The organism is Shewanella japonica, assembly GCF_002075795.1.
Taxonomy (GTDB): Bacteria; Pseudomonadota; Gammaproteobacteria; order Enterobacterales; family Shewanellaceae; genus Shewanella; species Shewanella japonica.
This window is the reverse complement of record NZ_CP020472.1, coordinates 2,405,201-2,429,289: the sequence shown is the minus strand read 5'-3', so window position 1 is coordinate 2,429,289 and position 24,089 is coordinate 2,405,201. Positions and strand designations below refer to the sequence as shown.

Sequence of the window (24,089 nt, the reverse complement as noted above, 5' to 3'; positions counted from 1 at the left end):
CTTTAATTAAGCGTATGGTAGTTGACGTGCGATTGCTGGCACATCAGACTTTGCAACTAAACATTTAGCACGTAAGTGACGTTTACGCTTAGTGCTCTTCTTTGTCAAAATATGACGTAAGTGTGCTTGTTTACGCTTGAAACCATTAGCGGTTTTTCTGAAGCGCTTTTGAACACCCTTATCTGTTTTCATTTTAGGCATTGCTAAAACTCCGCATTGGGACATTAATAAAACGTAAGGCGAGCAAAACCCTCAAAAGGACTTTGCTACTTTTTAGTGGGTTGCCCTACTATTTCTTTTTAGGTGCGAGGACCATAACTGCTTGTCGACCTTCCATTTTAGGGAAAGATTCAACTACAGCATATGTTTCCAAATCACCTTTGATACGGTTCAAAAGATCCATACCTAGGCTTTGGTGTGCCATTTCGCGACCACGGAAACGCAGCGTAATTTTCGCTTTGTCCCCATCTTCAAGAAAACGAATCAGGTTGCGTAGTTTTACCTGATAGTCGTTTTCATCAGTGCCAGGACGGAATTTTATTTCCTTCAGCTGGACCTGTTTCTGCTTCTTCTTTTGTTCCTTTTGCGCTTTCGCTTTATCAAAAAGGAACTTACCGTAGTCCATTATGCGACAGACAGGTGGCTCAGCATTAGGGCTGATTTCAACTAGGTCTACACCTGCTTCGTCAGCTAATTCCTGTGCCTGTGAAATACTAACGATTCCAACTGCCTCACCATTGATATCCGATAAACGAACTTCTGGTACGCCAGTGATTTCATCGTTAATACGATTAGGGGCTGGCTGTCGCCCTGCTGCTCTCTTGATCTTTATGACCTATTCCTCCAACAATAATAGACTACGGCTAGAAATTTGTTCTTGTATCTTGGCAGCGAAATCATTGATTTTCATCTTACCTAAATCGATACCGTCACGTGTTCTTACCGCAACTTCCTTATTTTCCATTTCTTGATCGCCTACGACCAATAAATAAGGTACACGCTTAAGCGTATGTTCACGTATTTTAAAGCCTATTTTCTCATTCCTCAAGTCTTTAGATGCACGAATGCCACTTTCTTTGAAAGTTTTAACAATTTCGTCAACATAATCAGACTGTTTATCAGTAATATTCATAACAATTACTTGCACAGGTGCAAGCCATGTTGGGAATTTACCTGCATATTCTTCAATAAGAATACCTAAGAAACGTTCAAGAGACCCTAAAATAGCTCTATGGATCATAACTGGTGTCTGGCGAGTGTTATCTTCAGCAACGTAAGTTGCACCAAGACGCGCTGGTAATGCGTAATCTAATTGCACTGTACCACATTGCCAAGCACGGTCTAAGCAGTCATGTAATGTAAATTCGATTTTCGGGCCGTAGAATGCACCTTCACCTGGTAACACTTCAAATTCAATGTTATTTGCATCTAAAGCTTGCTTAAGTGCCTCTTCTGCTCTATCCCACATATCATCATCACCGATACGCTTTTCTGGGCGTGTCGATAATTTAACAACGATATTGTTGAAGCCAAAGCTGCCATAAGTATCGTAAACCATTTGGATACATTCACTTACCTGCTCTTGAACTTGCTCATCAGTACAGAAAACATGCGCATCATCTTGGGTAAAGCCACGTACGCGCATTAAGCCGTGAAGTGAACCAGATGGTTCATTACGATGACAACAACCAAACTCAGCCATTTTCAATGGTAAGTCGCGGTAAGATTTTAGTCCTTGATTAAAGATTTGAACGTGACCAGGACAGTTCATTGGTTTAATCGCATACTCACGATTTTCACTGTTTGTGGTAAACATCGCGTCAGCATATTTGTCCCAGTGGCCTGAACGTTCCCATAAGTTACGATCCATCATCAACGGACCTTTAACTTCTTGGTAAGTATATTGGCCTAGCTTTTGACGAATAAACTTCTCAAGCTCTAAATATAAACTCCAACCGTCGTTATGCCAGAACACCATACCTGGTGCTTCTTCTTGCATATGGTATAGATCAAGTTGCTTACCAATTTTACGGTGATCACGTTTTGCCGCTTCTTCAAGACGGTTCAAATGCACTTTTAATGCTTTTTTGTCTGCCCAAGCTGTACCATAAACACGCTGCAACATCTTGTTATCAGAGTTACCGCGCCAGTATGCACCTGCAACACTCATTAGTTTAAAGTGATGACAGAATTTCATGTTTGGCACATGCGGACCACGACACATGTCAGTATATTCTTCATGGTGATATAAAGCAGGTGTTGAATCCTTGCTAATATTTTCATCAAGAATTGCAATTTTGTATTCTTCGCCACGTGACTCAAAAGTGTCACGAGCTTCTTGCCAAGAAACAACTTTCTTAACAACACTATAATTTGTTTTTGCTAATGCCAACATACGCTTTTCAAGCGCATCAATATCTTCTTGCGTTAGCTTGTGGTCTAAATCGATGTCGTAGTAAAAACCGTTATCGATAACAGGACCAATCGCCATTTTGGTTTCAGGCCACATTTGCTTAATAGCATGCCCTAATAAATGCGCACAAGAATGGCGAAGAATTTCAACACCTTCTTCGTCTTTAGCCGTAATGATAGACAATTCTGAGTCTGTTGTGATCAAGTCGCAAGCGTCTACTAGCTCGCCATTAACGCGGCCAGCAATACAAGCTTTAGCTAAACCAGGACCAATGTCGGCTGCGACATCTAATGTTGATACAGAATCTGCAAACTCGCGTTTGCTGCCATCAGGCAATGTAATAATAGGCATTGTATTTCCTTATCCAGTGGTGACCCACACGTAGGGCCACTTGGTAATAATAAATAAAAAAGAAATGCCACCAAACTACAGACATTACAGGAGCCTGAGTTAATAGCGGCATGAGTTTGCATTCTAATTGAAAAGCCCTTTTGCAATCAAGTAATGCGGAGTAATAGAGCTTGTTATCGATAAATTAATTGATATGAACAGCATAATAGATGATCAATACAAAGAAATGCTGATAGTTAATCCCATACTAAGATTTTATATCCTTACTTTGACACTCAACTATAATTTACTCGTAAAGCGTAATTTTGACCCAATTGAACAGGTTTCGGACAATGTTGAAGCTATATAAAGGAGTATGTTATGAATTTAGTCAGCAGAGTGATCAGTTGCCCACATTGTGGACATAATCAGCATGTTCATATAGATACAAGTTGCGGAGATCAAGAATATTATGACGATTGCAGAGTATGCTGTAACCCAATTCACATGACCTTATTAGTGAATGATGCCAATCGCACCATTCAACTATTTATAGATACCGATGATGAGCAACTATATTAATTAACCTACGCTAGTGCTTGGTGTAACATTAAACGATGAACGAAGCTCATCGTTTGGGTTAGACTAGCCTAGCGCTTTTTTAGCTAATATACGTTCTACAGTGTCTACAATAACTTGAGTTTGGCTATCGATTTCTATATTGATTCGATCGCCAATAGTAATATCACTCAAATTAGTCAATTTTAATGTTTCAGGGATCAAGTGCAGCTTAAAGTTGTTATCACTTAATTCACCAACGGTTAAACTACAACCATTAACACCTATAAATCCTTTATAAAAAATATAGTCCATCCACTGTGCAGGTACAGCAAGTGTTATGTTGTAATGTTTATCCGTTTGACTAATTTCTGTCACTTCTGCCATTGTGTGTACGTGACCAGACAAAATATGTCCGCCAATCTCTTTACCGAACGTTAATGAACGCTCAATATTAACTTTGTTACCTGGCTCAACAAAATTCAGGTTTGTCACTTGTAAGGTCTCTTCCATTACATCGAAATAAACACTATTATTCTCAAGTTTAGTGACAGTCAAACAAACTCCATTATTGGCAACACTTGCACCTGTCTCAAGTCCTTGTTGTAGTTCTTCTGGAATATTAACTTCAAATGTTTTTAAACCACTTTGCTCTATAATTGAAACCACTTCACAAGTGGCTTGAACGATACCAGTAAACATATTTTCACTCGTTAGTTATAAGGTTTCTTAATGAATCACACAGGCTTTCAAGCCAAAAAGTTAATCCAATTAGCTTTGCCCGTTTTAATTGCCCAAGTTACACAAACCATGATGGGCTTTATTGACACTGTAATGGCAGGTCGAGTTAGTGCTGTTGATATGGCAGCGGTTGCTATTGGTACTAGTCTTTGGTTACCAGCACTGTTATTTGTGCAAGGACTTATTCTCGCATTTACGCCTGTATTTGCCCATCATCATGGTGCAAATAATCCTAAAGCGATTCAACCTCTCATGTCACAAGCTTTCTATATTGCCATAATTGGTAGTCTGGGTGTGTTGCTGTTCCTCTCATTTGCGCAAACTATTTTCGACATGATGGAATTAGAACCAGAACTTGCTGAGTTAAGTGCTGGATATTTACATGGATTTATGTGGGGTGTTCCAGCGTTTATTTTGTATCAGATACTTAGAGGTTGCTCTGAAGGTATTTCCTATACACTACCGACTATGATCATCGGCTTTGTTGGTTTAGCTGTGAATATTCCTGCTAATTATATTTTTATTTATGGACATTTTGGTGTTCCAGCGATGGGCGGCGCAGGTTGTGGTATTGCAACAGCACTCGTATTTTGGGCCATGATGATTGCTATGATGATTTACATGCAATTTCATCAAAAATTCGCCGAAATCGAACCCTTTAAACGCCTTAATAAACCTAATTGGAAAACCATTTGGGAAATGTTGAAGCACGGTATGCCGATCGCAATGGCATTATTTTTTGAAGTCAGTTTATTCGCCGTCATTGCATTATTGTTAGCTCCACTAGGTGCAACTGTTGTTGCTGGACATCAGATAGCGCTAAATTTTTCATCTATCGTATTTATGTTGCCATTATCTATTGGTATTGCAGTATCTATCCGCGTGGGTTATTACTTAGGACAAGACAAACTCGACATATCTAACTTAGTTACCAAGATAGGGTTATTCATTGCTTTTTCATTAGCCGTCATTACGGCCGTGATCACAGTGTTATTTAAAACCCAAATTGCCCTACTGTATAATAACAACCCTGAAGTGGTCGCGTTAGCTGGTAGCTTAATGTTCCTAGCGGCACTGTATCAGCTATCTGACTCAATCCAAGTGGTTGCTGCAGGTGCATTACGTGGTTATAAAGATACTCAAAGTGCCTTTTATATTACCCTTGTGTCTTATTGGGCTATCGGAATGACGTTAGGTTACTTATTAGCAAGAACCGATATCATTGTACCAGCCATGGGTGCACACGGTTTTTGGATTGGTCTTATTGCAGGCCTAACTAGTGCTGCAATATTATTTGCCCTGCGTCTAAGATACATACAAAAATCTGGGAAATTGAAAGCAGTCATTGAAGAACGCAGTTAATAGCGACTATGAATTTGAATTAACCAAATAAAATCTTAGTTTTACAGCGGAAATTAAATAAATCTTAGCCTTTGTGCTGTAATAAGATTCAATTTGAACAGCAATTCACCATTCAAACAATTTTTTTGTTTTTTTACTTGCATCAAGCGACGTATACCGTAATATATCGCTCGTTCCAAAGATTACATGAATATGTAGTCTTTAAACGATACAACTGTAGCTCAGCTGGTTAGAGCACCACCTTGACATGGTGGGGGTCGGTGGTTCGAATCCACTCAGTTGTACCATTTAAAAGATATTATACAACTGTAGCTCAGCTGGTTAGAGCACCACCTTGACATGGTGGGGGTCGGTGGTTCGAATCCACTCAGTTGTACCATCTTTAACTTTTAAACCAGCGAAAGCTGGTTTTTTTGTACCTCAAAAAAACACCATCAATAATCAATGGTGTTTTGTTGGGGGAGATAAAAATGTTAGTTATGGATTAACTGATACGTCATCTAATAAGTAATCCACTCCTATAGGTAATCCATCAAAATACATAAATAACTCCGCTAATGTACATTCTGGTACCACTAATTCACCTGTGACTGTTTGCCAATCTAGGTTATTGATCAATTCAGCACCTACGCCGTTATACAGTTCACTGTCACCTTCACAACGTGATTTAACCGTAATAGAGATATTGTGTTCAATAGTGCTCATGCTGCTGATTTTAGACCAAGCTGTGATTTGATAAGTCTGACCAGAAGTTACCTTAGGTAATAAATCATATACAGCGCCCTGCCATTCTGCAGTCCTATTTTGAACCAATGCACTAAAATTTCCTGAATGAGCATCGATATCAGTTTGGCTAATATTTGCATCTCCCCATGTTACCCAACCTTGTGTATCCTGTTCAAAATGAGGGTTTGTGATGAGATTATTTGGGTCTTCAAGTAATTCTGTACTTATAGTCACTTCATCTAGATAGATATTTGCATCAATAACAGGTCCATCAAAGTAAACAAATACCTCTTCCAATTGGCAATTTGGTAAGGTTAACGAACCATTTATAGCTGTCCAACCATCATTAGTTGCTTGAACACTGGCTAATTGTTGATATTGCTCTGTTTCACCAGCACAGAGTGTTTTAACTGTAATGTTAACAGAATTGGATTCAATACCTTCAATGCGTGTATATCCATTAATATTAATCAATTGACCCGCTTGAACACGTGATAATAAGTCAATTAACGGTCCTTGCCATGTGCCAGTTCTATTAGATAATAATGCACTTTGAGTCCCCTGATATGCCTGCGCTGAAGTAACTTGTAAATCTCCGCCCCACGCACTCCAGCTATCAAGACCATTTTCAAAATCACTATATTGTATAACCGCGTTAATGGGTTGCGTGATGGCTTCATGTAATACCACGTCATCTAAGTATATATTTACCTCAGGAGATGGCCCTTCAAAATACAATACAGCTTCAATGAAGTTACAATTAGGAATAGTGACCAAGCCGCCAAGTAAACGCCACTCAGTATTGCTGGCTGTCGTCCCTCCTACACCAATATATTGATCCCCAGCAGGACAAGTTACTCGAATAGTCGCTTTTACGGTGGCTTGAGAAGCTGAAATTAAACTCTGTGCAAATAACTGATATGAATTACCCGCTGTTACTATGTTGGTTAAATCTAATGCAGGTCCCTGCCAGGTTTCTGTTCTGTCGACAGCAAGCAGGCTTTGCGACCCCGAATAGGCATTATCAGTTGTTATTGTTAAGACAGGATCACCAAATGGAAACCATTCATGATTAACTTGCTCAAAATCACTATTATCAATTAGATTAGGCCCAAATCCTTCTGTATTCGGCACTAAGCGTTTAGGTCTAAGGGTTAAGCCATCAACAAATAAGTCTATACCTGCTTGTGGGCCTTCTATATATAAAGATGCCGTTAATGAGTCGCAATCAGGTGTTGTAAAGCTTGCCGTAATTTGAGACCAACGAAAAAGTCGAGGAGAGACTGTATCTAAGGATTGGTATATCGCACCTTCACTATCACACTGTGTCATTAAACTTAACGATACTTGTTGATTTCGTGCAAGTACGCGAGTCCAAACACTGGTATCGTACTCTTGAGCGGGTTTTATTACTTCACTGATATCGTAAACTGCACCATGCCAATTTTCAGTACGGTTCTTTACTCTTAATCCACCACGGCCATTTTTTGCAAAAAAAGCGGTTCGTTTAAGTTCACCAGCCCAGGTCGACCAGCCATCAAGGCCGATTTCTAAATTACCGTTAGCGATTAAATTGGGTAGTTGCCCTGCTTCATCAGCTTCAATTCTTAATAAACCATCTGCAACACCAAAATATGCCGGTTTACGTTGATATTCATCATCATAGATAAGTGGATCATCTTCACCAAACTCTCCATCAATCCAGGTGTATTTGTCAGTGAATCCCCATAGCGTAAACGCATCACATTGACGTACATTCATACATGCATTCACAGCACGATGATAAACTTGTTGTTGTATCGCTAGATTGGTGACGTCGTCCCAAGAAAGTGAAGATATTCTAACGTCAATCTCACTAATGTTGACTGATAAGCCAAGATCCGCAAAACGTTGTAAATTTGCAGTCATTTCTTCAGTACTAGGTGCAGAAGCGGCATCTAGGTGCATTTGAAACCCTATTCCATCAATAGGTACACCATCAGCAATTAATTCAGCCATCATGGTATAAACGGCATCTGATTTAGCGTTGATGGAATCAATACCATAATCGTTGTAAAATAATTTCGCTCTTGGATCAGCAGCCCTTGCTGAAATATAGGCATCAGCAATATAAGATTTTCCTAATTTTTTGTAAAAAACTGATTGTCTATAGTTAGCATCGTCACCCATAACCTCATTAACAACATCCCAGGCATAAATTTCACCTGCATAATATTGCATTGTGGTGGTGATATGATTATCAATCATTTGTGCTAGCGTTGCTGCATCAACTTGTTCATTGACAAAATTTGGTGCCTGTCTGTGCCAAACTAATGCGCGCCCTTTAACTTTTTGTTTGTTGTCTTGGGTAACCGCCAACATGGAATCAAAAGCACTAAAATCCCATTCATTAGCGCTAACGGGTTGCAAAGGTCCCCACTTTGCTACGTTCTCCGGAGTAATATAGTTAAACTCAGATGCAAGTAGTGATAAATAATCTTCTTCACCTGAAGCCATGACACCATAACTTGGTGCAGTCCCCACTTTTTTACGTGCTTTTTTACTTGCATCTGCAAGAGTTTCGACATGGCTGAAAAAATTAAACTTTCTCCAATCCGATTTTTTTTGCGGAGCAGCCTCCGCAATATTTATTGTTAACGTGGCTAATGCTAACGCGCATAACCCACCGTTTTTTACATGCTTGTTCATTAACTAATCCTTAAATAGATTCAGTTTTAAGGCAAAGAAAGCCCAAATGATTATTTGATTGTTTTAACTCTTATTCAGTGACTGCTTTTTAAACTGAATAACAAAAAACTAGCATATGGTCTTTTTGACAACAAGTTGAATTTTTAATCTATCTATTTTAAAGAGCACAATACCGATACTGGTAATACACACAAATGATAAGCAATCTGGTTTACTAAATTATTGGCAAATAAAGGCATTACTTAATGTTCAGTAAAATTAAATGATGGCAATTTGGGCTTGATAAAGTTTAATTGTTTATTTTTTCTGATGTGATTTTTAAGCAGATAAATTCACTTAACGCAGTTTCAATAAACAATCATTTTTGAAAGATACCCTTGATGCCCATTACAAAAGGCTTCAAGGATAAAATTTAGATCATTTGTTGGCGATTTGGGGTCAACTTATAAATCAGTTGTCATGTATCTATTCACAATAATTCAGATAGTTACTAAAAATATTGTTTGATCAAATATTGCGTAACTTAGAACTAGCTACACAATACTAGATTTAGCCCGTTATTGAATTTTCGGTATGTTCAAGATTGAAGTTAGAGCAGGTTTATAGCTTAAATCGCGATTCCATAACAATGGATAGTTTGTTCTTTGTGGAATAGGATAATCATTTTTCCAAGACATTGTGTCATGTACTCCCCAAAACGTGACTCGGTCAATTTTATCCTTCTTACGGTAAAACAATTCGAACAAAGCCTGATACCTTTTAGTAAGTTGCACTTGAACCGAATCAGGTAAATCATCACGATATGGGTCTAAATATGCTTTAAACTCTGACAGTTGAAATTGTGGGTGCGAGAAAGCCTGTCCAATGACTTGCCCATGCTTGGTAAATGGTAGTACGTCTATATCTAATTCTGTAATCATTACCTTTAACCCGAGCGCTGCATATGCATCAATTGCCGCTTCAATTTGCTCAATTTCAGGGTAATTAAGTCCCCAGTGGGCTTGAATACCGATACCATCAATTCTAATGCCTTCATCCTGTAGTAACTTGACCATTCGGATGATGCCATCACGTTTATTTGGCCTCCATGCATTAAAATCGTTGTAATATAGTTCTGTTTCGGGTGCATATTCAGCAGCAAACTGATATGCATATTTCACGAGTTTATCCCCATCACCCACGGCCTTAACCCAATTCGTTTGGCGATAATATCCATCCTCACCAATCACTTCATTAACAACATCCCATGCATCGACTTTGCCAGCATATCTTCCTGCAACAAGTTTAATGTGCTGTTTCATTCTGTCTAATTGCTGCTCAGAAGAATTTGCTGAGTTGTCAGGTTGTAAGAAAAACCAATCAGGTGTTTGGTTATGCCAAACTAATGTATGCCCAATAATGAACATCTTATGTTGTAAACCGAACTCAACAAAATTGTCAGCTTCAGTGAAGTCATAATATGAACGAGTAGGATTAACAACTTCAGCTTTCATGGCATTTTCTAACGTTATGCTATTGAACTGAGTCGTAACAATATCGGTCAATTTAGGCGAATTACCGTTGAGGATTGATTCATTTATCGCAACTCCAACTTTAAAGTGGCCATTGTAGTGATTTTTTAAAGTCTCTAAAGTTAGGGTTTGTTCATTATTCGCCACCGTATACCCTGAAAAGAAACACAGACTTGTAAAAATACAGATAATTATTGGCTTAAGATAAACACCACATAGTGAACTGGTAATATTCTTGTAACTTTTTCCCTTGGAACACCTTTGACTATTCAATTTACCCCTCCTTTTGTAATTAGCTTTTCCTCATGAGTGATTTAATAATCCTCACTTTTTTAAGCATATATAACGACGAAGCTAAATGTCAATTTGACTATTAGGTGCGAGAAGATTATGATGTTAAGCAATCGTTAACAGGGAATATTGGGAAAAGGATCAAATGGGCAGCAAACATCTTTGTTTCATAAATATGGTTTTGGTTTTTAGCATGATCTTTTATTTTACTTCTCCTGTTTTCGCTAACCCTGTTCAACCTTATAAAGCCACTCAACAAGAATTTATTCAAAACTCAAGTGATACAAGGTCAATCAACTCTCATTCAAACAACATGGTAAATGTTGCGATAGATACAAAAGCACAATGTCATTCAGATATTCCACCTTTACCTGTTAATCCCACACCAAAATTGATTACTAAAGATCTTGGATTTCTCGAAGGACCAACCTGGTCATCAGTGAAACAACAGTTTTATTTTTCAGAAATGGATTTAGACGGGCCTCAGACATCAGGACCTATTTCAACAATTTATACATGGAGTCATCAAGACGGTGTCAAAAAACTAATCAATGATGTTGGTACGAATGGGTTATACGCTAAAGGTAATGAGTTATACCTGCTTGATCATGCTAACCGTGGTATCAGCAAGATGAATTTGTCGTCATTAAATCAACACGTCATTACTAACCAGTTTCAAGGCCAACATTTTAATTCTCCTAATGATGCCGTCATGGATAAAGATGAAATACTGTATTTCACTGATCCTGATTGGCAGTTAGGGCCACGAGAGCAGCAAACTCCTTATACTGGTGTTTATACGTTAAACAAGCAAGGTCATGCCCAGCTTATTAATAAGTCACTTAATAAACCTAATGGAATCGCTTTATCTAAAGATGAAAAGCACATTTATATCGGGGATTACTCGCATCATATTTATGTTTATCGCTTAACAACGGATAAAACATTAGCAGAAATTACGCAGAAAATTAGCATAGATACACCAGATGGAATGGCTATTGATTGTGCTGGTAATTTATATGCTACAAGTCATAACAAGGGGATTATAAAAATTTATAATAAAAAAGGAAATTTGATTCAGTCAGTGTTCATTGCCCCCAAATTGACTAATGTCGCTTTTGGTGGAAAAGATATGAAAACACTGCTCATTACAACAGGTAATGGGCTATTCAGACTGACAACAAAAGTTCCTGGTTAAAGAACACTTTACTGACGATATCCAAGACCTGTTGCCGCCCAATAAATGCCTCCGTATAAATGGGCTAAAAACAACGGGTCTTGATACACTGCACCCAGATGACCTAAGCCTGTATAAAATGAGCGACCACCATCATAATATTGAAACCATGCAATGGGGTGAAAATCTCCCATCCCATCACCCTGTTTTTCTCCCCAATCAGATTGCGTTTGATAAGTCTGTTCGTCCACGGTTAATAAGTATTGCAAAGATGGTGTATTGGCCTCACTAAAGTCGTACCACTCGTCAGTAAACCAAAAAGAAGCTGGCAATTGTTCAGATCCGACAAAATCAATGGCAGTTTTATTAACGAGCGCAGTTTGCACTGTTGGATGAATGATAAACGTATGGCCAATTAATTTATGGTACCACTCCCAACTGTATTCAGTATCAGCAGCGCTGTGAATACCTACAAAACCTTTACCGCTTTGAACATATGTTTCGAGTGCTTGCTTTTGCTTTTCATTTAAAATGTCGCCACTTGTTGCCAAGAAAATAACCACATCCACATCTACAAGGTATTGTGTATTAATATAATGTGCTTCCTGATGCCAGATAACATTGAAGAAATGTCTCTCGGCCAATTCTTCTATTGCCTTCACTCCATTTAATATAGATTTATGATGCCAACCAGAGGTTTTACTAAAAACCAATACGTTAAATTGCTTTTTAGGCAACGTATCAAACCCCGTTGCATTAACTTGTTTAATCGTACAACACCAAGTTGAAATAAATAATAGAAGCAAAAAACCAAGTAATTTTGATTGATAAAAACTAGATACAAAATCACGAGTTAACTGATAATTTTTACTGATCATAATCTGTTATTCCTAATAGAATTATTTGAAAAGTTAGCAGTTAACTATCAGCTACTAGCAAGCTTATAAAAATTTAGCCCTACTTTATTATTCAAAGCCACGTTAAATAACAAATGGCAGAAGTTTAAAATTAACTTACCTCATTTCAGCAGAGCGGCAATAATTTTGAATAAAATCCACATGATTAGGTAAGCTGTTTACCCTTCTCTGAATTGTTGATTTTATGGTATTTAGAAAACCCGCTAACTCCTCGTCAGACATGTTATCGACGATTGGATGATATTCTTTGGGCATGAGTCCTTGACCAATCATCACTTGTAACCATGACGCTTCGCCAAACAATTCTTGATCTGTTTTATATACTTGTGCACTTTGTACAAACAAATCAATTCTATCTTGTAAGCTTTTTGGTATTTCCATCGATTTACAATAGCGCCAAAACTCACTGTCATCTCGCTGAGTTACATGATAGTGCAGTACAATAAAGTCGCGAATATTTTCGATTTCAAGTCGCATTTTTCGATTAAAGTCATCAACTACAGCTGGTTCCATTTCTGTAGAAGGTAAGCTTTGCATCAATCTAACGACACTTTGTTGAATTAAATGGATACTCGTGGATTCTAGTGGCTCAATAAAGCCACTAGCAAGACCAATTGCTACACAGTTTTTGTTCCAGTGTTTACGGCGAGTACCAGTTTTAAACTTCAGGACTCTAGGTTCATTGAGCTTGTCACCTTCAATGTTTTCAAGCAGCAGGTCTTTTGCTTGCTGGTCTGTCATGTATTTACTACAAAACACTAAGCCATTACCCATTCTATTTTGAAGTGGTATTTGCCATTGCCAACCCGATGGATGCGCTATTGAGCGTGTGTACGGCACTAAGGGTTTAGTTTGTCTTGTTTGCACTGCAATAGCGCTATCACAAGGTAACCAGTGTCGCCAATCTTCGTAACCAGTATGAAGTGCTTCTTCAATGAGTAATCCTTTAAATCCTGTGCAATCAATAAATAAATCGCCGTTGATCTGTTGACCATCAGCTAAGGTCAGCGATTTTATAAAACCGTTTGAATGATTAAGGTTAACTTTTGAAATAGTACCTTCAACACGTTTGGCACCATGTTGTTCAGAAATGGCACGTAAAAACTTTGCATATAAACCGGCATCGGTATGAAAAGCATGGTTGCGGTCTTGATTAGGTAAAGCGGCGAATTTACCTAATCGACTGGCTAAATGTTCAGGGCAATAGTCACCAATGTCACTCGCTAGCCCCTGTTGATAACCTTTGAGCCAAAAATGCTGGAAACCTGCAGCCCAGCAACTTTGGCCAATATAGCCAAACGAGTGCATATAATCTTCATTCACTTGTTTCCAGTTCTCAAAAGAAATCCCAAGCTTGAAAGTCGCATTCGTTGCCGCCATAAAATCTGACTCTTTAATTTTTAACAGGTCATGAAATAAATGAAGCGTGGGGATTGTCGCTTCACCAACACCAACGGTAGGAATGTTATCAGATTCAATTAAAGTGACTGAAATATGCTTTCCTAATAATTTTGAGAAAGCCGCAGCAGCCATCCAACCAGCCGTTCCGCCACCAGCTATAATTACATTTTTAATTTTATTGGACATTGTAATCCCCACTTGTACCTAGATTATTAGGTTATTGTTTTTATTATATATTAAAACTTTAACGCCTTAACTGATTTTGAATTTGCGCACGTAATTTTCTTGCCGTTATTTCATTTAATGGAGATCGCAAAACACCTTGTGCAGATGGTTGGATATGTTCAAAATTACTGTATTCATCGTTAAAAACATAATGATCGAACAATTTTTTCCAAGCATCTTTTTGCACTTTAGGTAAGTCACGGAGACTTAAAATACCGTGCATTAAAGCGTTACTCGGTTGTCCTAAATGCCCCAAGCCTGATGTAAACCAGTAGTTAATTAACACATTAAATGGTGCTAAGGCTTCAACTTGATGCCACCACATGCTAGGAATAATCAACGCATCACCCACTTCTAATTCGACAACTTGAGAAGCGTTAAATGCATGTTTAAGCTTTGGATATCGCTCAAAATCAGGATTTGTTAAATCAGCTAAGCTTATTGGCTGACCTCCAGGAGCAAGATCTATTGGACCAATATAAAGGTTATCTATTTGTTCAGGCGGAAATAAAGTAAAACGACGCCTTCCAACGACTGAACATGCTAAGTTTTGCGCAACATCATAATGCGCTGATATATTTGTTTGATTACCCATCCAGATATTCGTTAATGCATCATCTGGCATGGTATCGATTGTAATTTCTTCCAATAACTCAGGGAAATAGTGCTTAATGCTCGTTGAACCTACATAAATGGTATCGGGATGCGGCTTTGAGATTTGGTCAATGAGTTGTGCTAACACATCATTTAAAGGCAACTGCACAGGATCAAAATTAAATCCTGACAAATCTTTATTATAAAAAACTCGCCCTTGATGGTCGTTGTGTAAATAACAAGCATTAACACTATTACCATCAAATTTTTTACGTAAATAATCCATGGCTTTAAGTAATGACTTTTTACCATGGTGAACAAGTGTCCAGTCACTGGCAAAGTTTTTTAATATGACTGGTTGCTCTGAATATAGCAGTGTTCTGTCGATATTCTGGGGCGTGACACCAGTATATTCACTAATTACTAATTTTTTATTGGCCATATCATTCTCTTCAATCAACTCTGTGAGGGGGTAAGTCAACCTTTGCTGTTAACACTCTGAAGTTAATTGTTTAGCTGTTTATTTTTTCGTTCAATCAGCTTATTAATGTGAGCTTGAGATGCGATAATCATGTAAATGACTTCTAAATAACCTGCATGGTGAAGTCCTAGGAGTTCTGCATCTTCTAATTTGGCTAGTCGTTCTTCATTAATGATATAAAATCCAATTAATTGATGATGAGAGCTATCATTTAATTTAATGTCCATTGACACCGATTCTAATAAATCACAATGGATTAACGCTGCTATAAATTGCTGATTTTCTTGTAAACCTAGGTGTAGGGTTTCAAGCACACTGCCAATATGTTCTAGATAATCACTGTTACCACCTAGCGGAAGAAACAAAGCTGTTCCTTGGTTGCTACTCACTCTCGGAGAGTCTGTATCTAAAGTAATGACACGTTGCATATCAGTAACACCGTCTTGCGCTATTTTTTGATAGCCAATATAAAAAGGCATCCTTTGAACTGATAGTGGGATATAACTCGCTTCCCAGCCGTTTTCAGTTAAAAACAGATTTTCTTGGTTTTTAAAACCAAATAAGGTGACAGGGCTAAACTCGCCAGTATCAGAATGCTTCTGAAATAAGATGGGATAATGGGCTTGCGCAGTTTTGATCTCTGCTAAAAAAGTTGCAGCAAACCATAAATCATCGCCAAGTTTTGCTGAACGCTGAGTATTGATACGTAATTCTTTGTGCTCTACATTATTAAGTAATACATGATTCATCTTATTCTCCCGACAAGATTGCCCTTACCCACAATCTCATATTATTTTGTTTATCTTGGTTAGTTTGTTTTAGTTAGATAGCAGAAAAGCCTTGTTGCCTAACAAGATCTAACAGTTCCCGATTAGATTTCATTCGTTGAGATAATGTTTGTCGCTTACTCATCACATCTTCTAAAAAGGCGATATAACGAGGAGTGATGCCTGAGTTTGGACTCAATAAATGAACTTTTGGATCAGGTGTATTCGCTGTTGTCGCCTCCTTCATCCCCATATAAACATACTGGTAACTCGCACTAGGAAAGAGAGGATTCACGTGAGTAATATCCGCTGCACTTGGTAATTGGTGTTGCCACAGATTGAGTAATGTTTTTAGTGAATCAGGTACTGAGCTTAATGTTTGATGATCGCACCAATATTGGCTATCTCGTCGCTTGGATAAGACATAGTGCAATTTTAAAAATTCGATAATTTGCTGCCAATGTAACTTCATGCGCTCATTAAAACGTTCAGTAACGATTGGAAGAATTGCCATATCTGTTGGAAATTGTTGTGCAATTTCAATTGCAGACTGTTCAACAAGCGCAATGGCAGACGCTTCAAGTGGTTCTATAAATCCCGCAGACATCCCTACTGCAACACAGTTTTTATGCCAGAATTGGCGACGAAAACCTGGTGAAAAAGCAAGATGTTTAAATGACAAATTTTCTAGTTGCTGCTCAGATAAATTAGGCGTACTTGTCGCGATATAGCGCTTAATTTCAGTTAAGGCCTCATCCTTTGTTTGATGAGAAGATGAATATACATGACCTACACCCCTTCTTGTTTGTAGCCCAATATCCCAAATCCACCCCGCACTTACAGCTGTTGATAACGTACTTGAGTTTATGCTGGCTGTAGTGTCGTTAGGGATTTGAACCGCTATTGCACTGTCATTAAATAATATTGATTTTTGACACGCTAATGGGATCTTGTAATGCTGGCCTAATAACAATGAATGCTGACCGCTGCAGTCAATGAACAAATCACCTTGAATCTTTCTATCCTTGTTACTTGAATCTTTAATCGTCACTGATTCAATATGCCCATGGCGGCAAGTAACGCTATTATTTTCAGAATACTCGGTATCTGAAATTTGAACATCTACGCATTGGTTTACGTTATTTATACCAATCACATTAGCAGCGATATGACTCACCTTAAGTCTATTCACGCAATGTTGTTTTAATAAGTTTGCAAATTTTGCTGCATCTAAATGGTATCCATAATTACAAACGAATTGGTACTCTGGGGTTGATATTTGCTTAGGTGCGAGATTTTGCTGACATAACTGGGTTTGATATCCCATAGCATCAGCAAACTTGATATCAAACGGTAACTTATTTTTTACCGTTTGATATTGCTTGAAAGCATCGGTAAAGGGGAAGTTAATTAGTGAAAATGGATGGTAATAACTATGAGTGACAGAATTATCACTACCACTAGTATCACTCACATTCCAATTAATAAACTTTGAGGCTTGTTTGAAACTTGCATCGCACTCTGTTAAAAACTCAGCCTCACTAATACCTATATCTTGTAAAGTTTGACGCATTGAAGGCCACGTCCCTTCACCGACACCGATTGTTGCGATATCGGGCGATTCGATTAAGGTAATAGTGACAGCATCATGAGTTATTTTAGAAGCCAAAATTGCAGCGGTTAACCACCCCGCAGTTCCGCCCCCAACAATAACGATATTTTTAATGGCTGTTGAAGTCATGTTGTGATCCACCAGATAAACATTCAAATTAATCGTACTGGCTCATCTACCGAAATAGATGAGCCAGTGACGCATTGTTAGAATGTATATCTAACTCCTAAGCCATAACGTGCTCCTGTTTGAGTTATTTTATACACTAACTGATCAACACGACCGTATTCTTTCACGTACTCTTCAGTCACGTTAATACCTTCTAAGAATACTGTTAGGCCTTCTACAGCAGGGATGTCATAACTTACGTTGAAATCTATCTGATAATATTCGTCAGTATAAATAGGCGCAGTTAAATCACCATTTACACGACGCTCATTTAAAAATGCATCACGCCAGTTATAAGCAACGCGCGCTTGTAAACCATAATTATCGTAGAATAAAACTAAGTTGGCCGTATCACTTAACCCAACTAATGCTTCGGTGTCTTCTAGCGAATTATTATCGTATTCAAGATCTGAGTTAACCATGGTGTAGTTAACGATACCGCCAAAGCCAGTTTCGCCAAATAAATGCTGAACATTAAATTCGAAGCCATCAATGGTGTGTTCTTCATCGCCATTAACAGGAACATTCAAGTTAAATGTGACTTCGTCGTCGGTAGCAGGATCTCCAATAATTGTTCCGCCATCTAAGTTACCGTCTGCATCATAGTTTGGTTGAACATTCGGATCATTTTCATAATTTTCGAAAATATACTCACGAATTTCTTCGTTCGTTGCACCAGCACCCAATGCAGCCACCGCTGAATCAAACTTTTGTCCACTTAATGGATTTGATAAATTGAAAATATTAGAGGTGGTTGTTCCGGTACGGATCCAATTCGAAACATCTTTTCTAAAGTAACCAACAGAGGCATAGCTGCCTTCATCGTAATACCACTCACCGGTGAAGTCGTAGTTAATTGATTCTAAAGGTTCAAGTCCTGGATTTCCTGAACTACCAGAGTAACCACTTAAACTGCCACCAGTATTAATTGAAGTTCCACCTAGCAAATCATTGTAACTTGCACGTGAAATGGTTTTACTTGCAGCAGCACGCACCATAACATCATCAGTGACTGATAAATTGAAGTTTAAATTAGGCAAGAATTGGTCGTAATCAGCTGATTGACTCAAAGATTCAATACCTGTGATACCTGTTACCGAAGTTGAGGTTGCTTCGGTCCATTCAACACGGCTATAACCTGGAGCAGACGCTTGTGAGAACACATCTGTTTGTTCATAGCGTAATCCTACGTGAACACTAAAAGGCATATCCGAGATTTCGCCAAAGTAGTTGGCTTGCAAATAAGCAGCTGTAGTTTTCTCTTCTGTAAAGCGGTTTGTTCCCGCATCCCATTGCGTTGAAGCACAGAATTGACCTTCACCATTAGGGCCTGATGCCGCGCCAGGGGCAGCCTGACAATCACCGTATAAACCATCAACATTCGCTTCAGGATCAGCAAGTTCTGCAGCATTAACAATCTGGTCGAAATCGGCATAAAAGATTTTGTTGAATAGATCATATTCTTCTTGCGTAGGCGTTCCTTCGAAATTGCCTGGTGTACCAGAAAATTTATCTAAGATAGTGTCTTCAGTCCAATCAATACCAGCGAAGTCACCCACCTCACCAACACCACCCCAATCTGGGCGCTGAACTTGAGTATGACGATAATGGTTATTCACTTTATTGTAAGCGACACCAAAGTCGATATTTAAATCTTCATTTAAGTGATATTTACCACTTAATTGAGTTTGCTCAATATCAGAAGAGTATTTGTCATTAGCAAACCAACTTCCCGATAAACGCATCGTGCTAGGATTAAAGTTTTCGATATTACCAGTCGCAATCCCCGGAAGACTGCCGGTTAAATCAAGACCTGTACGGCTACGGGTATAAGAAGGAAGTTGTACGTTATTTCGTGTTCCGTGCCTAGGATCACTCGCTTCCATCGCCGCTGAGGAGTTATGATAGTCTAACGTTAAAGACAAATCGTCAGTCACATCCCAATCTAAATTGATACCAATAGAATCTGTTGTTTCTTCACGGCCCCAAGCACCGACAGTTAATGACGTATCTTGTAAATCTGCAGGACTATTGATGTTATATATTTCAGAGTAAATCTCAGGCCACGCGTTAGGTTCTCCGCTCCAAACAGATTCACTTCTATCACCAGCATAGTTGAACCATACAGATGCATCAGTATGCTGTTCTTCGATGTTATTTCTAAACGTAGTGTAATCGACTGTTGCAGTGAAGTTTTCAACTGGGCGATATTGCAGAGTTACTTGACCGTTTATGCGTTCGCGTTGACGTTCTTCAAAGATATAACGAGGTTGTTGTGCATTTGAGTAAATACCGGAAGTTGGACGATTTGTACCACCTTCAGCACCTGCAGGAACACCACCCCAGCCAGTATTAGTATAGTCACTTGCACGATAGCCTTGATCTTGAAGGAATTGCTGCATGCCACTTTCACGTTCCTGATAACTGCCTGAAATGGCAATACCAAATTTATCATCAGCAAAAGTTTGTGAATAAAGACCACTTAGCTCTGGTGTTGTACTGGCTTTATCTGATGACTTATCTTCAATTGCTTTACCACTGATAGTGGCTTTTAATCCTGGATTATCAAGTGGTTTAAAAGTAGTAAGATTAATCGTTGCACCAATACCACCTGATGTAACACTGGCATTAGAGGTTTTATAAACTTGCACCCCATTAACACTTTCAGCTGCAACGTTGGCAAAATCAAACGTTCTGTCGCCTGTTGTGTTTGGTAATTGACGGCCATTTAAAGTAATTAAGTTATTAGCAGCGCCAAAACCACGTACAGTGACACGACTGCCTTCCCCACTAGCTCGGTCAATGGATACACCAGTAATACGCTGTAATGATTCTGCTAAGTTGGTATCAGGAAATTTACCGATATCCTCTGCAGAAATTGCATCAACAACACCTTCTGATTCACGTTTAATATCCATGGCTCTTTCTAAGCCTCCACGAATACCGGTAACGGTAATGACTTCAACTTCTTCATCAGCGTAGCTGTTATTAGCAGCCATTGAACTTAATGCTGCCAGAATCGAAGTTGTTATAATCGTTTTGTTAAACATCTAACTCTCCCCTTTTCTTCATTATTGCCAAATCGGCAATGACTCCTTTTTGGTTTACACAAGCCAATAAAAAACTTGAAAACCTAATTATCATTATCAATAAAGAGTGCTAACAAAGACTGCTATCGGTTTAGATGTTATTAAATAGTTAAAAACATTAACTATCAAGTCCTTACCGATACTCTGTACATTTATTGCTTCATAAGCTGTAAAAAATTGACTACAGCTTTAATTCTCGTTGACATCGTCTGTATTGACTTAATAATTTAATGTCAACTTGACCATAACTAAAATAAGCAAAAAAATTTGCTCTAATGCTAGTCATACGCGGTTATTGGCAAAATCTTGCCATTTATATCGTGTATTAATTCTGTTTTCTTTACGCATCTCAGATGGGTTTTTCCTGATGACAAACTAGAGTCATGATAAAACAACCACCATTTTTCTTGATGAAATACAATTGAATGATGATTCGTCCATCCTAAAACTGGATTTAAAATCACACCTTGATAAACAAATGGTCCATAAGGGTTATCTGCTATGCCATAAGCAATTTTATGGGTATCACCTGTCGAATATGAAAAGTAATACTTGCCTTGATATTTATGTAGCCACGATGCTTCAAAAAAGCGTCTCTCGTTATCACCTGTTGTGATTGGAGCGCCTGATTCATCAACAATCACAATATCTTTTACAGGCTCAGCAAGCGTTAACATATCGTCTGATAATTTAGCCATTTTTGCTGGTAACGCAGGCTCATTATCAGCTGGGTAGCTATCTTGAATACTAAATTTACCATCACGCCAGTTTTGTAGCTGACCGCCCCATAAACCACCAAAATAAAGGTAATAACTGCCATCATCATCTTTAAACACGGCGGGATCGATACTGAAGCTCCCTTCGATATAGTTTTCCTGTGCTTTAAAAGGCCCAGATGGCGTGTCACTAATCGCAACACCAATTCTAAAAATACCGTCATAATCACGAGCTGGAAAATAGAAATAAAATTGACCCGATTTTTCTGCGGCATCAGGTGCCCATAGTTGCTTTGAAGCCCATTTAATGTCTTCTAAACTTAATGCCACGCCGTGATCAGTCACTTCTTCACTATGGTTATCTATCGAAAGAACATGATAATCACGCATAGCAAAATGGTCGCCATCATCATTTATCGCACTGTCGGTCTCAATATCATGTGAAGGGTAAATATAAATCTTTTCGTTAAATACATGAGCCGAAGGATCTGCTGTATAAATATTAGTGACTAAAGGCGGATTCTTTGGCTTAAAAGATCCCGCTTTCTTTAAGTCAAGTTGTTGTTTACGCTCAGCATCACTCATTTCAGCTTCTGGTTTCTTTTCCGATTCCATGTTGTTTACATCTCATCCATTATTAAACGTTGGCAAACTTGTTATAGAAACAATCCTTACCGTCTATATTCTGTAGCGATTAACAAGTCTTTGCCTATTGCTGCTCAGTCCCTATCAATTTGAGTTGAATTTTTTTAACTTCAACTTCTGTTAGCTTGTATTTCGCAATCACAATTAAACAAATGACAGTGCAAATCACAGGTATGCCGGCAAAGGCTAATAATATGCCAGACAAGGTTTCATCTGTTTGTTGTTGATTGGGTATATAGTTATAAGCCGACAGCATCCATCCTGCTAATGCTCCGCCTATTGCGAAACCAAATTTGATAGCTAATAAATGGCCCGAAAAAGTAATTGCAGTCAGGCGTCTACCTATCTTTTCAACACCATAGTCAACGGTGTCTGCCACCATTGAAAACATAATGGGCGTAATAATCATGTGTGCAAAATTAGCAATAAAATAGATGATAAATATCAGCAGTATTTGATCGTTAGCAATCACGTAAAATAAGCTATGAGAGATAATGACAACAACTAAAGCAACCTGAAACAACACCTTTTTTTCAAAGTATTTAGATAAGAAATTTGTTGAAATTGCACCTAGAACAGAGCCAATAGCTGCTACTGTTAAAAAGTTTGATAGAAGGCTCTCGTCACCCACATAATATTTAATGTAATGCGGTGCGACAGATGCACGGATCCCTATGAGTGTTAACGTCGCTAAACTTATAATGGCTATCACTAACCATTGGTCATTCTTAAATAATTCGAAGAAGTCTTTATAAATGTGTCTAAAGCTTTTTCTCTCTGTTACCTGAATAGTTTCTTTCGTCATTTTAAAACATAACAAGAAGCAGCTTGCAGCTAAGGCTCCCATGAACACCATTGCTAATGGATAACCTTTGGTATCAGAACCTTGACCAAAAAACTCAACTAATCTAGGAATTGCCCATACGATAATCACTAACGCAGCCATAGCCATTGCAAATCGGTAAGACTGTAATGACGTTCTTTCCTTAGGATCATTAACCATGACACCACCAAGTGCGCCATAAGGAATATTGATTGCGGTATAACAGGTCATCAATAGTCCATAAGTGATATAGGCATAGATAAGTTTTCCAGTGGCATCAAAATCAGGAGTAATGAAGGCTAAACACGCTAAAACACCATAAGGAATCGCAAGAAACAAAATATAAGGACGATACGATCCCCAACGGGTTCTCGTTCTATCAGCAATGCCGCCCATGACTGGATCAGTAAATCCATCAAATAACCTGACCGACAGCAATAAGGTACCCGCTGCAGCTGCAGACAGGCCATAAACATCGGTATAGAAAATCAACATGAAATTAGCGACCATTTGAAACACGATATTACTGGCAGTATCACCTAACCCATACCCCATTTTTTCTTTGATGGTCAGCTTTGCGTTTTCCATTTATTCCCCAGCCAAATGTAATTAACTTGTTATAGTCTAAAATACTATATGGTTAAAATTAGATTGTAAATACCTTTTAATGAAAATTTAACCATATAGTAACAACAAGCTTGATGTGGAGTAATATAAAGAGAAATTAACGGCTAACTAGAATGTGCTCAGCGTTATTGACTAGTTACGACAATGATAAAAGACATTGACAAGAAGACATTCATTTCTTCGCGTTCAAGATTTGAAGCGGCTGACTGAGGATGGTTAACTTAGTA

The 24,089-nt window shown here is 38.3% G+C and carries 17 protein-coding genes and 2 tRNA genes; 5 read left to right on the top strand and 14 right to left on the bottom strand.

The genetic code is table 11. The annotated features are described in order from the left end of the window. Positions 1-6: 6 nt before the first annotated feature. The 3 genes from rpmI to thrS all read right to left on the bottom strand — a co-directional run bounded on the left by rpmI (position 7) and on the right by thrS (position 2,764). Positions 7-201, bottom strand: a complete 195-nt coding sequence (rpmI, locus tag SJ2017_RS10345) for a 50S ribosomal protein L35 (protein WP_055023949.1) — start codon at positions 199-201, stop codon at positions 7-9. A gap of 88 nt (positions 202-289) precedes the next feature. After that, on the bottom strand, positions 290-832 hold the full coding sequence (gene infC, locus SJ2017_RS10340) for a translation initiation factor IF-3 (RefSeq protein WP_080915702.1): 543 nt from the start codon (positions 830-832) through the stop codon (positions 290-292). 3 nt (positions 833-835) lie between these two features. Continuing rightward, positions 836-2,764, bottom strand: coding sequence for a threonine--tRNA ligase (thrS, locus tag SJ2017_RS10335; protein WP_055023951.1), 1,929 nt, complete (start codon positions 2,762-2,764; stop codon positions 836-838). Positions 2,765-3,124: 360 nt separating this feature from the next. On the opposite strand from thrS, the gene SJ2017_RS10330 reads away from it, so the two are divergent. Continuing rightward, positions 3,125-3,325, top strand: coding sequence for a CPXCG motif-containing cysteine-rich protein (locus SJ2017_RS10330; RefSeq protein ID WP_055023952.1), 201 nt, complete (start codon positions 3,125-3,127; stop codon positions 3,323-3,325). A gap of 63 nt (positions 3,326-3,388) precedes the next feature. On the opposite strand, the gene SJ2017_RS10325 is transcribed toward SJ2017_RS10330, so the two are convergent. After that, a complete protein-coding gene (locus SJ2017_RS10325) occupies positions 3,389-4,003 on the bottom strand; it encodes a riboflavin synthase subunit alpha (RefSeq protein ID WP_080915701.1) in 615 nt (204 codons plus the stop codon). Between the two features lie 30 nt (positions 4,004-4,033). Between SJ2017_RS10325 and SJ2017_RS10320 the strand changes: the two genes are divergently transcribed. The 3 genes from SJ2017_RS10320 (at position 4,034) to SJ2017_RS10310 (ending at position 5,783) form a co-directional block, all read left to right on the top strand. Beyond that, positions 4,034-5,404: an MATE family efflux transporter gene (locus SJ2017_RS10320; RefSeq protein WP_065108099.1), complete on the top strand. Its 1,371-nt coding sequence runs from the start codon at positions 4,034-4,036 to the stop codon at positions 5,402-5,404. Between the two features lie 210 nt (positions 5,405-5,614). Continuing rightward, positions 5,615-5,691: transfer RNA gene (locus tag SJ2017_RS10315), tRNA-Val, on the top strand. 15 nt (positions 5,692-5,706) lie between these two features. After that, a tRNA-Val gene (locus SJ2017_RS10310) sits at positions 5,707-5,783 on the top strand. 98 nt (positions 5,784-5,881) lie between these two features. Here SJ2017_RS10310 and SJ2017_RS10305 read toward each other — a convergent pair. Further along, entirely contained in the window at positions 5,882-8,818 is a 2,937-nt protein-coding gene (locus SJ2017_RS10305; protein WP_080915700.1) for an endo-1,4-beta-xylanase, read from the bottom strand. 557 nt (positions 8,819-9,375) lie between these two features. Further along, positions 9,376-10,476, bottom strand: a complete 1,101-nt coding sequence (locus SJ2017_RS10300; protein WP_244899795.1) for an endo-1,4-beta-xylanase — start codon at positions 10,474-10,476, stop codon at positions 9,376-9,378. A 289-nt stretch (positions 10,477-10,765) separates the two neighbouring features. Here SJ2017_RS10300 and SJ2017_RS10295 point away from each other — a divergent pair, with 289 nt between their 5' ends. Then, complete coding sequence (locus SJ2017_RS10295; RefSeq protein WP_080915699.1) at positions 10,766-11,818, top strand: SMP-30/gluconolactonase/LRE family protein; 1,053 nt, start codon at positions 10,766-10,768, stop codon at positions 11,816-11,818. Positions 11,819-11,826: 8 nt separating this feature from the next. Here SJ2017_RS10295 and SJ2017_RS10290 read toward each other — a convergent pair whose 3' ends face one another. The 8 genes from SJ2017_RS10290 to SJ2017_RS10255 all read right to left on the bottom strand — a co-directional run bounded on the left by SJ2017_RS10290 (position 11,827) and on the right by SJ2017_RS10255 (position 23,823). Next, positions 11,827-12,675 carry a ThuA domain-containing protein gene (locus SJ2017_RS10290; RefSeq protein WP_080915698.1) on the bottom strand — a complete coding sequence of 283 codons (849 nt, stop codon included), beginning with the start codon at positions 12,673-12,675 and terminating at the stop codon, positions 11,827-11,829. Between the two features lie 135 nt (positions 12,676-12,810). After that, entirely contained in the window at positions 12,811-14,301 is a 1,491-nt protein-coding gene (locus SJ2017_RS10285) for a tryptophan halogenase family protein (protein WP_080915697.1), read from the bottom strand. Between the two features lie 58 nt (positions 14,302-14,359). Next, on the bottom strand, positions 14,360-15,376 hold the full coding sequence (locus SJ2017_RS10280) for a cupin-like domain-containing protein (RefSeq protein ID WP_080915696.1): 1,017 nt from the start codon (positions 15,374-15,376) through the stop codon (positions 14,360-14,362). 62 nt (positions 15,377-15,438) lie between these two features. Next, positions 15,439-16,164: a SapC family protein gene (locus tag SJ2017_RS10275; protein WP_080915695.1), complete on the bottom strand. Its 726-nt coding sequence runs from the start codon at positions 16,162-16,164 to the stop codon at positions 15,439-15,441. A gap of 73 nt (positions 16,165-16,237) precedes the next feature. After that, positions 16,238-17,923 (bottom strand): tryptophan halogenase family protein, encoded by a 1,686-nt coding sequence (locus tag SJ2017_RS10270; RefSeq protein WP_080915694.1) that lies wholly within the window; start codon positions 17,921-17,923, stop codon positions 16,238-16,240. Between the two features lie 77 nt (positions 17,924-18,000). After that, complete coding sequence (locus SJ2017_RS10265; RefSeq protein ID WP_080915693.1) at positions 18,001-21,012, bottom strand: TonB-dependent receptor; 3,012 nt, start codon at positions 21,010-21,012, stop codon at positions 18,001-18,003. A 317-nt stretch (positions 21,013-21,329) separates the two neighbouring features. Next, positions 21,330-22,382 (bottom strand): glycoside hydrolase family 43 protein, encoded by a 1,053-nt coding sequence (locus tag SJ2017_RS10260; RefSeq protein WP_080915692.1) that lies wholly within the window; start codon positions 22,380-22,382, stop codon positions 21,330-21,332. A gap of 94 nt (positions 22,383-22,476) precedes the next feature. After that, positions 22,477-23,823 carry a glycoside-pentoside-hexuronide (GPH):cation symporter gene (locus SJ2017_RS10255; RefSeq protein ID WP_080915691.1) on the bottom strand — a complete coding sequence of 449 codons (1,347 nt, stop codon included), beginning with the start codon at positions 23,821-23,823 and terminating at the stop codon, positions 22,477-22,479. Positions 23,824-24,089: the final 266 nt, after the last annotated feature.